Origin of the sequence: Arsukibacterium sp. UBA5043, assembly GCA_002415085.1 — a bacterium.
Taxonomy (GTDB): Bacteria; Pseudomonadota; Gammaproteobacteria; order Enterobacterales; family Alteromonadaceae; genus Alishewanella.
This window is the reverse complement of record DIBV01000017.1, coordinates 431453-444531: the sequence shown is the minus strand read 5'-3', so window position 1 is coordinate 444531 and position 13079 is coordinate 431453. Positions and strand designations below refer to the sequence as shown.

Below are 13079 nucleotides of genomic sequence, written 5' to 3'. Positions count from 1 at the left end.
CATTAAGGGCAAGTAGTGACCAACAAAGAGCTACAGGAAGGCGAATATAAACTGTTCAGAGATTTTCTCGAACAGCAATGCGGTATTGTGTTAGGAGACAACAAGCAGTACCTGGTGAAAAGCCGGCTTGGTCCGCTGATGCAACGGTTTAACATCGCTACGCTGTCTGAGTTGGTCGCTAAAACATTAAGCCCGTTTGAGCGTCAGTTGCGCTCTGCCGTTATAGATGCCATGACCACCAATGAGACATTATGGTTTCGTGATAGTTATCCTTATGAGTTGTTAAAAAAACAAATTTTGCCGGAACTGGAAAAAAGTTGCCGTACCCTGAAAATCTGGTCTGCCGCCAGCTCTTCCGGACAAGAGCCTTATTCTATTGCGATGTCAGGGCTGGAATACCAGCAAAGCCGGCCAGGAGCCTTTAGTTCTGGGTTACATATTTTGGGTACTGATATTTCCAATACCATGCTCGAGCATTGTCAGCGGGCAGAATATGATGGTTTAGCCCTATCGCGTGGTTTGTCGCCAGAGCGACGCAGTCGTTTTTTTGAGGACAGTGGTAACGGCATGATGCGGGTCAAAGATTTTGCCCGCAAGAATGTTAGTTTTCGCCATTTAAACTTGCTTGATAGTTATAGCCTGTTAGGTAAGTTTGATATTATTTTTTGTCGCAATGTGCTTATTTACTTCTCTCCTGATTTAAAAGCAAAAATTATTAAACAGTTTGCTCAATCTCTTAACCCCAGAGGCTATTTGTTTCTTGGCGCGTCTGAATCCATTTCCAGCGTTAATAACGATTTTGAGATGTTACGCTGCAACCCCGGCATTATTTACCGAAAGAAAGTTTAGTTCTAGCTGCTGTAAAACTGGCCTGCGTTTTGCATTTGGATTGCCATAGTTCCAGATAAGGTGGCAAAAAAATGGCAATCAGTTTTGAAAAAGCATTTGGGATGCATCCTCATGCCTTAATGATCCGTGAAAAACGCTCAGAAGTGCTGGCTGAAAACATTGCTAATGCCGATACGCCAGGCTATAAAGCTAAAGATGTCGATTTTCAGCAAGCGCTGCAACTCGCCCAGTCCCGCCGCGGACAGAGTGCCAGCCGTACTCACGAACAACATTTCCATATTGCCTCTACCATGGCAAAAGACACCTTATTCCGACAGCCAGACCAAGCCGACACCGGCGATGGTAATAGCGTGGATATTCATCGTGAGCGCAACGCTGTCATGCAAAATAATCTGGAATATCAAACCAGCTTAACCTTCCTTAATAGCCGTATTTCAGGATTGAAAAAGGCGCTAACCGGTTCGGGACAATAATTATGAGCATTTCAAAAGTATTTGATATCGCAGGCAGCGGCATGACCGCTCAGTCGGTAAGAATGAATACCACCGCCAGTAATATTGCTAATGCCAATAGCGTTAGCAGCAGTGCCGGCGAAACGTACCGCGGTCGGCACCCGGTATTCCAGACCCAGTTAACGGAAGCCAGGCGACAGCAGGGTGACAGTGCCGGCGTTAAGGTGATGGGGATTGTAGAATCTGATGCGCCGCTAAACGTCGAGTATGCGCCCAATCATCCGCTGGCCGATGAAAACGGTTATATCTATAAACCTAACGTCAATATTATGGAAGAGATGGCGAATATGATTTCAGCCTCTCGCTCTTATGAAACCAACGTGCAAACGGCAGATGCGGCAAAGCAAATGATTATGCGTACGTTGCGAATGGGTCAGAGTTAATAAGGAATAACAAATGAGTACTATTAACAATAACCCGGCATTAGATGGCATGTACTGGGATGGCGGCAAGAAAGTGCCGGATAAAAATGACGGTGCCTTAACCCAGTCTGATTTTTTTGCCCTGTTAACCCAGCAATTGGCTTATCAGGACCCAACAAAGCCGGTAGAAAACGATCAGATGATTGCTCAGATGACTAACTTTACCATGGCAGATGGTATTGGCTCGTTAAATGAGAGCTTTAAGGGTTTTGCCGAAAGCATGACCTCAAATCAAGCTTTGCAGGCATCCTCTTTAGTAGGGCGAAGCGTGTTAACCCAATCAGATGAAATTGTATTTACCGGTGAAACGTTATCCCGTGGCCATATTAACCTGGACCGGCCGGCAGATAACATGCGGGTGCGGATAGAGAAAGCGAATGGTGAGCTGGTTACTAATTTTGATGTAAGTAATCCTGCGGTAGGTAAAAATGAATTTGTCTGGGATGGCACCGATGCCAACGGAGAGCCAATGCCTCCGGGTGTTTACAAAATTAAAGTAGAAGCCAGTTTTTCCGGTGAAAACCAATCGATACCCGTTAATGTATTTACACCGGTATCCAGCGTGAGCCTGGCAGGCAATGGCAATGGAATTACCCTTAACCTGGTTGGGCTAGGGGCAGTAAAATTAACTGATGTTCTTGAAGTTTCTTACGGTTAAGCAACCGTTTAAGGTGAGGTGATTTATGAGTTTTCAAATAGCATTAAGCGGCCTGGCTGCAGCCCAGAAAGATCTGGATACCACGGCTAACAATATCGCGAACGTTAATACGACCGGCTTTAAAGAGTCTCGGGCAGAGTTTGCTGATGTGTATGCAACGTCTATTTTTTCATCCGGGCGTACTAAAGTCGGTGACGGTGTGTCTACCTCAACGGTTGCCCAGCAATTTAATCAGGGATCTTTGCAATTTACCAATAACTCGCTGGATCTGGCGATTACCGGTGAAGGCTTTTTTGCCACAACTCCTGATTTACAGTCACAGGACCTGACTTATACCCGGGCAGGCGCCTTTAAGCTGAATAAAGATAACTTTATTGTCGATAACCGCGGCAACTTTCTGCAGGGGTTTAATGTTGATGCGGTAACCGGTGAAAACAGCTCAGTCAGTTTAAGTACCTCTTCGCCTATCGCTATACCGACATCGGCCGGGGCGCCCAGAGCAACCAACAATATTTTTCTGAGCATGAATCTTGATTCCAGAGTTGTTCCGCCAGCACCTGCATTAGCGTTCGACCCAAGCGACCGGGCATCATACAACCACTCAACCTCAGTTACTGTTTATGACAGTCTTGGTGAGTCTCATATCGTTACTACTTATTTTCGTAAACTAGATACTTTGCCTCCAGCAAATAGTGAATGGCAAACTTTTGTGGTTTGGGATGACAATACTGCTAACCCAACTGTTCCAGCACCCACACCCCCAGCAACACGCAATCCTGATTCTTATTTTGTCGGCGACAATATTGAGTTTGATTCCAGTGGTAACTTTGTGCCCGCCGCGCCAGTATCAGATATTACTTTGCCATTTGCAGAATTAAACGATCCTGCAAATGGTTATTTAACAAATGGTGCCCAATTCTCCAATGATATCGTGGTCAATTTTCGTGATGCCTCCGGCACCCGCACACCAACCCAGTATGCCTCGGGCTTTGATGTGAATAACTTAAGCCAGGATGGTACCACAGTGGGTAACCTGACCGGGGTTGATATTGACTCATTTGGCCGGGTGCTGGCGACCTACAGTAATGGCGATTCTTCTTATTTAGCCCAGGTTACGCTGGTACGTTTTGCCAATGTGCAGGGGTTAAAACAAGTAGGCAATACGTCGTGGAAGCAAAGCTTAACCTCGGGCGAGCCAATAGGTGGCCAGGGCAATACCGGTACCTTTGGTGCGGTAAACGCTTCAGCGTTGGAGCAGTCAAACGTCAACCTGACGACCGAACTGGTTGATTTGATCAGCGCCCAGCGAAATTTCCAGGCAAACTCGCGCGCCCTGGAAGTTAACAGCACCTTACAACAGACCGTGCTGCAGATCCGTTAATCTGCTGCTGTCTATACGTCCTGAAACACCACCTCCGGGTGGTGTTTTTTTATCCGCTGTTTGCTATCAGGCCTAACTGGCATCAAAGTTGCTTTATAGTTACAGAGATGATTATCGGAGCGCATTATGGACCATTTGCTATATATCGCCATGAGTGGTGCCAAAGAAAACATGCACGGCATCAGCGTTCGGGCTAACAACCTGGCAAACAGCAATACCGTTGGTTTTAAAACAGATTTTGAACAGGCCAGAGCGATGCAGGCATACGGCGCTGGCTTGCCCAGCAGAGTATTCGCTATGACCGAGCAGCCAGGTCAAAACTTTGACGCTGGCCCCATGATTATGTCTGAACGTGAACTGGATATTGCCATACAGGGTGATGGCTGGTTTGCCGTGCAGGATGCGGATGGCAATGAAGCCTACACCCGTGCCGGAAATTTGCAGTTAAGCCCCACCGGTATGTTAGAAACTGCTAACGGCCGGGCGGTAATAGGGGATGGCGGGCCAATACAACTGCCGGTACCGCTGGCTAAATTGGAAATAGGGCAGGACGGCACGATTAGTGCGCTACCTCAGGGCGCACCGGCCAATGCGCTGGAAGAAGTCGGCAGAATTAAGCTGGTTAATCCGATACATGCTGACCTTACTAAGGGCACTGACGGTTTATTCCGGCGCAAAGACGGCCAGCTTGCTGCAGCCGATATTAATGTCAGCTTGTTACATGGTGCCTATGAAGGCAGCAACGTCAATGCCGTGGGCGAAATGACCTATATGATAAGCCTGCAACGTCAGTTTGAATTGCAGGTGAAAATGATGAAAAGTGCCGAAGAGATGGACCGCCAGCAGAACGCCTTGCTGCGGATCATGGGCTAATAAACTGATTAATGGGCGAGAGCCCGGGAGGTAGCAGATGCATCCAGCTCTGTGGATAAGCAAAACCGGTTTAGACGCAAAACAGCGCGATATTTCGGTTATTTCGAATAACCTGGCCAACGCCAGCACGATAGGCTTTAAAAAAAGCCGGGCAGTGTTTGAAGACTTACTGTACCAGAACGTTAACCAACCGGGTGGTCGTTCTTCACAGAACTCTGAACTGCCAAATGGCTTGATGATTGGTGCCGGTACCAAGGTTGTCGCGACTCAGAAAAACTTTACTCAGGGCAATATGATTACCACTGAGAATAGTTTGGATATGATGATTCAGGGCCATGGCTTTTTCGAAGTATTAATGCCCGATGGCACCACTTCTTATACCCGCAATGGTCAGTTCACTGTTGATGGCGACGGCAATCTTGTTACTTCCGGTGCCGGTTTCCAGGTGCAACCTAATATTGTTATCCCCCCTGATGCGACCAGTATTACCGTATCGCAGGATGGTGAAGTATCTGTACGGTTAGCCGGTCAGGTAGATAATGCCGTGCTGGGCCAGCTCACCGTGACTAACTTTATTAATCCGGCTGGTTTGGAGCCAACGGGACAAAACCTGTTTAAAGAAACGGCCGTTAGCGGCGATCCGGTACAGGGCATTCCTGGTCTGGAAGGTCTGGGCATTATTGTGCAGGGCTCGCTGGAAACCTCTAACGTTAACGTGACTGAAGAGCTGGTCAGCCTGATTGAATCACAGCGGGTTTATGAAATGAATTCGAAAGTGATTTCTTCCGTTGATCAGATGCTGGGTTTTGCTATTCAGCAATTATAAGTGGAGGCATTATGCGTGCTTTTATGCTGGTATTGTCCGCGCTATCTGCGGTCTTATTATTAACGGCCTGTGCCTCAACACAGCAGCCGTTCGCTGATGATCCGTATTACTCGCCGATACCGCCAGAACCAGCACCGCGTCAGGTTTTAAAAACCGGCTCATTGTTTGCACAGCACCAGTCCAACAGTCTGTATACCGATAATAAAGCCCGAAATGAAGGGGACATTATTACCGTGGTACTGCGTGAGCGTACTCAGGCTTCCAAGCAGGCGAAGCACGAAACTGGCAAAGATAGTAGCGTCACAGTCGACCCAATGGTGGGTCTCAGTGGTCGGGCTGTGTCCGTCGCCGGCAATGTATTGCAGTTTGGCGCTAATTCTACTGCTGAATTTAAAGGTGATGCCAAAGCGGATCAGAGTAACAGTCTGGTGGGCGATATTTCGGTTAACGTGCTGCAGGTGATGGCCAATGGTAATTTGGTGATCCGCGGCGAGAAGTGGTTAACCCTGAATACCGGCAAGGAATATATTCGTTTAACCGGCATAATCCGGCCACAGGATGTAGATGTTAATAACACTGTTGAATCAAATAAGATTGCTAACGCCCGGATTGAATACAGCGGCACCGGCGCACACCATTATGGTCAGTCGCCGGGTTGGTTAAGCCGGTTTTTCAATGGACCCTTGTGGCCTTTTTAAGAAAGTGGCCTTTTTAAACAATTGGTCATGTCAGGCGCAACCGTATGAGAACTAATAAATGAACACTGCAGGCTACTTAGGAGTAAAAACCATGTTCCGGAACAAACTGGCTGGGTATCTGGTACTGCTGTTGATCCTGTCGCTGACACCAGGGCTGGCTAACGCGGCCAGGATCAAAGATGTTGCTGATATCGAAGGCGTGCGTTCGAACCAGTTGGTGGGCTATGGTCTGGTGGTTGGTTTACCTGGCACTGGCGAGCAAAGCCCGTTTACCGAACAAAGCTTTCGCACCATGCTGGCCAATTTTGGTATTAATTTACCGGCAGGTCAGCGCAGCCAGATTAAAAACGTAGCTGCGGTAGCCGTGCATGCCGAATTGCCTGCCTTTGCCAAGCCTGGCCAAACCATTGATATAACAGTGTCGTCGGTAGGCAGCGCCAAAAGCTTACGCGGTGGTACCTTATTGCAAACGTTTTTAACCGGTTTAGATGGCAATGTCTATGCCATTGCTCAGGGTAGCTTGATTGTCAGCGGTTTAGGTGCCGAAGGCCTGGATGGCTCGCGGATATTAGTTAACACACCAACCGTCGGCAGCATTCCAAATGGTGCCATGGTAGAGCGTGAGGTTATCTCGCCCTTTGGCAATGGTGATTTTATTACGTTTAACTTAAAAGAAGCGGATTTTACCACTTCAAAAAGATTAACTGATGTGATTAATCAGTTTATCGGGCCCGACACTGCTTATGCGAAGGATGCCAGCTCAGTTCAGGTAAGAGCGCCGCGCGATTTATCCCAACGGGTTTCGTATCTGTCAACGTTAGAGAATTTGGAATTTGCCCCTGCTGATCATTCGGCAAAGATAATTATCAACTCCCGAACTGGCACTATTGTCATTGGCAAAGATGTCAGGTTATTTCCGGCGGCAGTCACGCACGGTGGCTTAACCGTAACCATTGCTGAAAATCCAGAAGTGGTGCAGCCCAATGCATTTGCCGACGGGGTTACCGCCATTGAAGAAAATTCGATTATTGATGTCAACCGGGAAAACTCCCGCATGTTTAAATTTGATCCTGGTGTTACGCTTGATGATTTAGTGCGCACCGTCAATGCGGTTGGCGCCGCACCAGGTGATTTAATGGCCATTTTAGAAGCTCTGAAAGAAGCTGGTGCCATTCATGGCGAGCTGGTGGTGATTTAATATGAGCCTGACCAAAACTCAAGTCTCTTATCATGATGTAAATAGCCTGCAGAATATTAAAACTGCGGCTAAAACCGATGAAAAAGCCGGCTTGAGGCAGGCTGCCGAACAGTTTGAATCCATTTTTATGAGCATGCTGTTAAGCAGTATGCGAAAAGCGAATGCTGCCTTTGAAGCCGAAGGCATGATGAACAGTCAGACCACCGAGTTTTACCGGGATATGCATGACAGTCAGTTGGCCACCGATTTAGCTCAGAAAGGCGCGCTTGGCCTGGCCGATTTACTTGTTGCGCAGCTTGATCCTACCTCGGGTATCAATCCTGCTAATAAGGATGCAGAACTTAAGATGCCAGGGTCGGCCAGTTTCAACCCGTTACCTGAACGGCCTGATAACAATAAAGCGCTAAATAAAACTGAGTTGAGTAGTACTGTGAGGCAGACACTGCACGCTATTGCCGACTTACCAGCGCAGAAGCCACCAGCAATGGGCCCGGCCAAAGTTGCCCCTGAAGCCTCCACGACGCAAGCGCTGGCTCAGGCTGACTGGAAAATTGGCTCTCCTGCAGAATTTGTTCGTAAACTGTTGCCTGCTGCAAAGCAAGCAGCTACTGCACTGGGTTTGGATCCAATGGCAATGATCGCTCAGGCAGCATTGGAAACCGGCTGGGGTCAGCGCATGATTAAAACTGCCAGGGGCGAGAATAGTTTCAATTTGTTTGGGATTAAGGCCAATAACAATTGGCAGGGTGACAGTGCAGTAGTTGATACGCTGGAGTTTCGTGGTGGCGTTGCCCAAAAAGAGCAGGCCCGCTTTCGTTCTTACAGCTCGCCAGAACAAAGTTTGCAGGACTATGCCAGCTTTATTAGCGACAGCCCCCGCTACCAGCAAGCAATGCAGGTTGCTGCCGAGCCGGCTGCGTACTTTAACGAATTACAGGCCGCGGGTTACGCTACCGATCCTGCTTATGCAAAAAAAATAATGGCCGTGTATCAAAGCCCGGCCTTTGAGTTGGTTCGCAACGAGCTGGCAGCAGCTCAAGATAATCGTACTCAAGTTAATCGCACTCAAGATTTTAGCAATGGCGCCGATGAATAGCATGTTAGCCAACAAAAGTGGCAACGGAGCAACCTATGTCAGATAATTTACTTAAAATTGGTAGTTCAGCTGTGATGGCAAACTCCACGCTGCTTAATACCACAAGTAATAATATCGCTAATTTAAATACCCCGGGTTATGTCAGGCAGCGTACTGAGTTTGAAGCTGAGCAAATGGGCTTAGGGGTAGGCAAAGGGACGACTGAGCGCTTAGTCAGCGAATTTACTTTACAGCAGTTACGCCGGGATACCACCAATCTTGCCTATGCCAATCAGTATGTGTCTGAAGCTAACCGGATTGATGGCTTGTTTTCTAATCCGGCCAATAGTATTTCAAGTGCAGTAAATGATTTATTTCAGAAGTTTCAAACTGCCAATAATGATCCCAGTTCAATCTCAACCCGATTACTTATTATAAGTAGTAGCGAATCATTGCTCGATCGTTTTGGCACCCTTTCAAATTTGGTGTTGGATCAGTCAACCTACATTAATCAGCAACTGGAACTGGATTTACGCGCTACCAATAGTTTGATTAAAAATGTGGCAGATCTTAATAGAAATATTGCGAACTATGGAACTGGCAGTTCAAAACCGGTGCCGCTGGATTTGTATGATAAACGGGATGAGGCGATTCGACAGCTGGCGGAGAAAGTTCAGATCAAAGTGCTGGATGCAGCCAACGGCGAAAAGCTGGTGTTTATGGCAACAGGCCAATCGCTGGTCATTGAAAATGGTGAGTTTGGTATTTTAAGTTTGCAGGGCAACCCGGATCCCAATGTCAAAGAATTACAATTACAAAGCACCGCCAGACCAGGGGTTATAAGGCAAGTGGGTAATGAGCAACTGGGTGGTCAGCTTGGCGCGTTACTGGCTTTTCGTGACGAGACCCTTATTCCTACTCAAAATCAGTTGGGGCAGTTAGCGCTGGCAATGGCCGACTCGTTAAATGAACAGAATAAACTGGGGATGACGGGCAACGGCGATATTGGTAAAGATCTGTTTGCACTGCCGCCCTTTAACGGGCTTAGCTTTAATGAAAATACCGGTGCTGGCGCTGTTTCTGCCGTTATTGAACCAGGCAGAGCTTATCAGTTGCCTCCCAATGATTTTCTAGTCACCTTTAACAGCCCTGATACTTTCACAGTTGAGGCGGTCGATAGCTTTGGTAACGCCATTGCTAACTCTGCCATTACCCAAACCGTTGCCGGTTTTCCTGCTACGATTAATGCGTCCAGCAGCCCGGATGATGATTTGTATGGGTTACAGATAACGTTAAATGACAGCCTAGGCGCCTTTGCTGACGGCGACCGGTTTTTGTTAAAGCCGTTGGCTGATGCGGCCAGGCAGGTAACACAACTGAGCAATCGGGCCGAAGACATTGCCTTAGCGTCGCCGGTCAGAAGCAGTGAAGCGGTGGATAACCTGGGTAATGCTGAAGTAAACGCGCTGGTAGTGAGCAGCACCGATCCGGCATCATCAGTGTTCAGTCCGCCTGCGGCGTTAAATGGCGCGCCGTTTCGGGTAACCTACCTTGGTGGTAATCAGTTTGAAGTTTTTGACAATACCAGTGCGTCGCTAGGAATCACTCCCGCTTTACCTGCAGGCCAATTTAATAATATTATGGCCCAGGCAGGTTTAGGTAATTACGGTTTCGATTTTAATATTACTGGCGCCCCACAAACAGGCGATGTTTTTACCATAGATTACAACGTGGGTGGCTTTAACGATAACCGCAATGGCCTACAAATTGCTGCATTGCAGACAAAAGATACCATGCGCCGCTACGCGGTAACCACCCCGAATGCCGATAACCAAATGAGTTTTAATGAAGCTTACGGCACTATGGTAAGCTTTGTCGGTGATAAAACGGCCCAGGCCAGAAATGGCCAGGCTGCGGCTGAAGCATTATATTCACAAACTCAGAACTTATTTGAATCGCTGTCAGGTGTTAGCCTGGATGAAGAGGCTGCAAATTTGGTCCGGTTTCAACAAAGTTATGCAGCAGCGTCTAAAATTATTTCGACATCGCAAACCATCTTTGACACCCTGCTGCAGGCTGTGAGGTAACAATGAGAATTTCATTTAATACTAAATTCAACCAGGGCTTAAATGGCATTCTGGATACCCAGCGCCGCCTGCTTAAAGCGCAGGATCAAATGATCAAGCAAACCAAAATTCTGACCCCCGCAGATGACCCTTCGGGCAGTGCCAAGGTGCTGGGTGTGGGGCAAAACCTGTCGCAGTTAACCCAGTTTGAGCAAAATGGTATTGCCGTTAAAAACAATCTCGGAGTGGAAGAAACGGTGCTGACCTCTGCCAGAACGGCAATGGACCGTGCCAGATTATTGGCATTATCCGCAGGCAACGGCTCTTATTCTGAAGCTGAGCGCGAAGCGGTTGCTGGTGAGCTGGAAGGCATTCAGCAGCAATTGCTTGATCTGATGAATAGCCGTAATGTTGAAGGCGGGTTTCTGTTTTCAGGTTTTCAGGATAGTGTGAAAGCGTTTTCACTTGATGCCAGCACCGGCAAATATGTGTTTAACGGCGACGATGGTCAAAAATCGTTGCAGGTCTCCCCCGGAGTGGTGTTACCGGTAAATGACAGCGGAAAAAAAGTGTTTGATAGCGTGCAGGTCACGCCGCAGCCGGGCGCTGCGGTAATCTCTGTGCCAGGGCCAACCAGTGCGGCTGTAAGCGTGGCTAATCAGGCTCAGTTTAATAACTTTTATCGTAACAATTACGATAAACTCAACCCCACAGACAATACGTTTAATGTGGTGCTTACCGCACCAAGTAATTATGAAATAACCCGCGGTGGGGTAGCCTTGGTTCCACCGGTGACGGGCGCCTATACCTCAGGCGCGCCTATTTTGTTTAATGGGCTGGAAATTACCATTTCTGGCCCCGCGGGTGCGGGACAGGTTGATTTTGATTTACCTGCTCCTGAAAAAACCAATATTTTAAACAGCATCTCGGAGCTGATGACCGCCTTGCGGGTGCCCGGGCCAACAGATGACGCATATCAAAGTAAAATTGCCAAAGCAATCGGCGAAATTGACGCGGCATCGACCAGTGTTGCCGCTACCCGTTCTTCGATCGGTGGGCGGATCAACGTGCTCGATAGTATTAATGGTTCTAATGCCGATCTGGAAATTCTGGCGAAACAGTATCAGGCTGATCTGGCCGAAGTGGACTTTTCCAAAGTGATTGCCGACCTGACCAAAGAAGAGACCGCACTGCAGGCGGTGCAACAGACCTTCAGTAGCATAACCAATACCTCATTGTTTGATTATATTCGTTAACGCATTAATCCTCATCAACCACTATGACCGGCAAAACCTTGCCGGTTTGTTTTTATTAATGCTTCGCTCAAATAACCAATCAAAAGCTTCTTTTTATAATTTTTTATAAAAAACTTTAAAGTTTCCAATTCGCGCTCCGATAACTAAGTATCAGGCAAATCATCACAATAGTTCCAAGGTGGTGGTTAGCAGCTCAAATACGTTATCAGGAGAAACACCATGGCTTTATACGTCAACAGCAACATCAGCGCGTTAAATGCACAGCGTCAGTTAATGAACAGCGGTAACGCCCTGGACACCTCGTTTAAACGTTTATCTTCTGGTTTGCGGATTAACAGTGCCGCGGATGATGCGGCAGGCTTGCAGATTTCAGACCGGCTGGAGTCACAAATTCAGGGCTTAAATCAAGGCAACCGGAATGCCAACGATGGTATTTCATTAGCTCAGACAGCAGAAGGTGCACTGGAAGAAGTAACCTCGATGTTCCAGCGGGTTCGTACCCTGGCGCAGCAAGCGGCGAACGGCTCAAATACCGATACAGACCGATTAGCCATTCAGGATGAACTTCGTAATTTGATGGCAGAAGTAAACCGTGTTGCAAAAGATACTACCTTTGGTGGGCAGAATTTGCTAGACGGTACCTATAAGGCCTCGTTCCAGGTTGGTGCCGATGCGGTTCAAACCATTGGTTTTAGCATGAGGAGTGTAGGCGGTACAGCCGCGAATCGAAGCTTAAGTACGAATGGTGGCTTTACTTTATCAGGTGTTGCGAGTATTGCGTCTGCGGTTGGCGGGGTGTCGCTGGCAAAGCTTGCGTCAGGTATTTCTGCAATAGGTGTTCCTACAAGTACAACGTTTGCAACATCATTTAGAGCAACGGGCATAAGTGTATCTAGCCAGGCAAATGCACAAAACGTGTTAGCCGGTATGGATGCATTGGTTGCAGTTGTAGATAAAAAGCGGGCGGAGTTGGGTGCCGTGCAAAATCGTTTTCAATCAACCATTCGTAACCAGGCGAACATTTCAGAGAATTTGTCTGGTGCTAAGTCACGGATAAAAGATGCAGACTTTGCTGCAGAAACGGCAATGCTGACACGTAACCAGATTTTACAACAGGCCACTACCACGATTCTGGCGCAGGCGAATCAGCGGCCACAGGCGGCGTTAAGCTTACTGCAGGGTTAATACCTACGACGAGCGCAGCGCGGAGCATTTAAAAGGAAAAGCCTGCAGCATGGGTAATGCTGCAGGCTTTTTTATGTATT

Annotated in this window: 13 protein-coding genes; all 13 read left to right on the top strand. The window is 47.7% G+C overall.

The window, feature by feature from the left end; all coding sequences use genetic code 11:
- The first annotated feature begins 15 nt into the window (after positions 1-15).
- The 13 genes from B2Q61_RS15985 to B2Q61_RS15925 all read left to right on the top strand — a co-directional run bounded on the left by B2Q61_RS15985 (position 16) and on the right by B2Q61_RS15925 (position 12999).
- Entirely contained in the window at positions 16-849 is an 834-nt protein-coding gene (locus tag B2Q61_RS15985) for a CheR family methyltransferase (RefSeq protein WP_290617596.1), read from the top strand.
- Positions 850-920: 71 nt separating this feature from the next.
- A complete protein-coding gene (gene flgB / locus B2Q61_RS15980) occupies positions 921-1322 on the top strand; it encodes a flagellar basal body rod protein FlgB (protein ID WP_290614792.1) in 402 nt (133 codons plus the stop codon).
- Between the two features lie 2 nt (positions 1323-1324).
- Positions 1325-1744, top strand: coding sequence for a flagellar basal body rod protein FlgC (gene flgC / locus B2Q61_RS15975; protein WP_290617594.1), 420 nt, complete (start codon positions 1325-1327; stop codon positions 1742-1744).
- Between the two features lie 13 nt (positions 1745-1757).
- On the top strand, positions 1758-2441 hold the full coding sequence (locus B2Q61_RS15970; RefSeq protein WP_290617592.1) for a flagellar hook assembly protein FlgD: 684 nt from the start codon (positions 1758-1760) through the stop codon (positions 2439-2441).
- A 25-nt stretch (positions 2442-2466) separates the two neighbouring features.
- Positions 2467-3822 carry a flagellar hook protein FlgE gene (gene flgE / locus B2Q61_RS15965; RefSeq protein WP_290617590.1) on the top strand — a complete coding sequence of 452 codons (1356 nt, stop codon included), beginning with the start codon at positions 2467-2469 and terminating at the stop codon, positions 3820-3822.
- A 126-nt stretch (positions 3823-3948) separates the two neighbouring features.
- The gene (flgF, locus tag B2Q61_RS15960; RefSeq protein ID WP_290617588.1) at positions 3949-4695 is read left to right on the top strand and encodes a flagellar basal-body rod protein FlgF; all 747 of its coding nucleotides are present in this window, start codon (positions 3949-3951) and stop codon (positions 4693-4695) included.
- A gap of 37 nt (positions 4696-4732) precedes the next feature.
- Positions 4733-5521 carry a flagellar basal-body rod protein FlgG gene (flgG, locus tag B2Q61_RS15955; RefSeq protein ID WP_290617587.1) on the top strand — a complete coding sequence of 263 codons (789 nt, stop codon included), beginning with the start codon at positions 4733-4735 and terminating at the stop codon, positions 5519-5521.
- Between the two features lie 11 nt (positions 5522-5532).
- On the top strand, positions 5533-6219 hold the full coding sequence (flgH, locus tag B2Q61_RS15950; RefSeq protein ID WP_290614803.1) for a flagellar basal body L-ring protein FlgH: 687 nt from the start codon (positions 5533-5535) through the stop codon (positions 6217-6219).
- Between the two features lie 91 nt (positions 6220-6310).
- Positions 6311-7417 (top strand): flagellar basal body P-ring protein FlgI, encoded by a 1107-nt coding sequence (locus B2Q61_RS15945; RefSeq protein WP_290617585.1) that lies wholly within the window; start codon positions 6311-6313, stop codon positions 7415-7417.
- Position 7418: 1 nt separating this feature from the next.
- Positions 7419-8513, top strand: a complete 1095-nt coding sequence (gene flgJ / locus B2Q61_RS15940) for a flagellar assembly peptidoglycan hydrolase FlgJ (RefSeq protein WP_290617583.1) — start codon at positions 7419-7421, stop codon at positions 8511-8513.
- Positions 8514-8548: 35 nt separating this feature from the next.
- Positions 8549-10579, top strand: coding sequence for a flagellar hook-associated protein FlgK (flgK, locus tag B2Q61_RS15935; RefSeq protein ID WP_290617581.1), 2031 nt, complete (start codon positions 8549-8551; stop codon positions 10577-10579).
- Between the two features lie 2 nt (positions 10580-10581).
- Positions 10582-11814 (top strand): flagellar hook-associated protein FlgL, encoded by a 1233-nt coding sequence (flgL, locus tag B2Q61_RS15930; protein ID WP_290617579.1) that lies wholly within the window; start codon positions 10582-10584, stop codon positions 11812-11814.
- A 219-nt stretch (positions 11815-12033) separates the two neighbouring features.
- Positions 12034-12999, top strand: a complete 966-nt coding sequence (locus tag B2Q61_RS15925) for a flagellin (protein ID WP_290617577.1) — start codon at positions 12034-12036, stop codon at positions 12997-12999.
- The last annotated feature ends 80 nt before the right edge of the window (positions 13000-13079 follow it).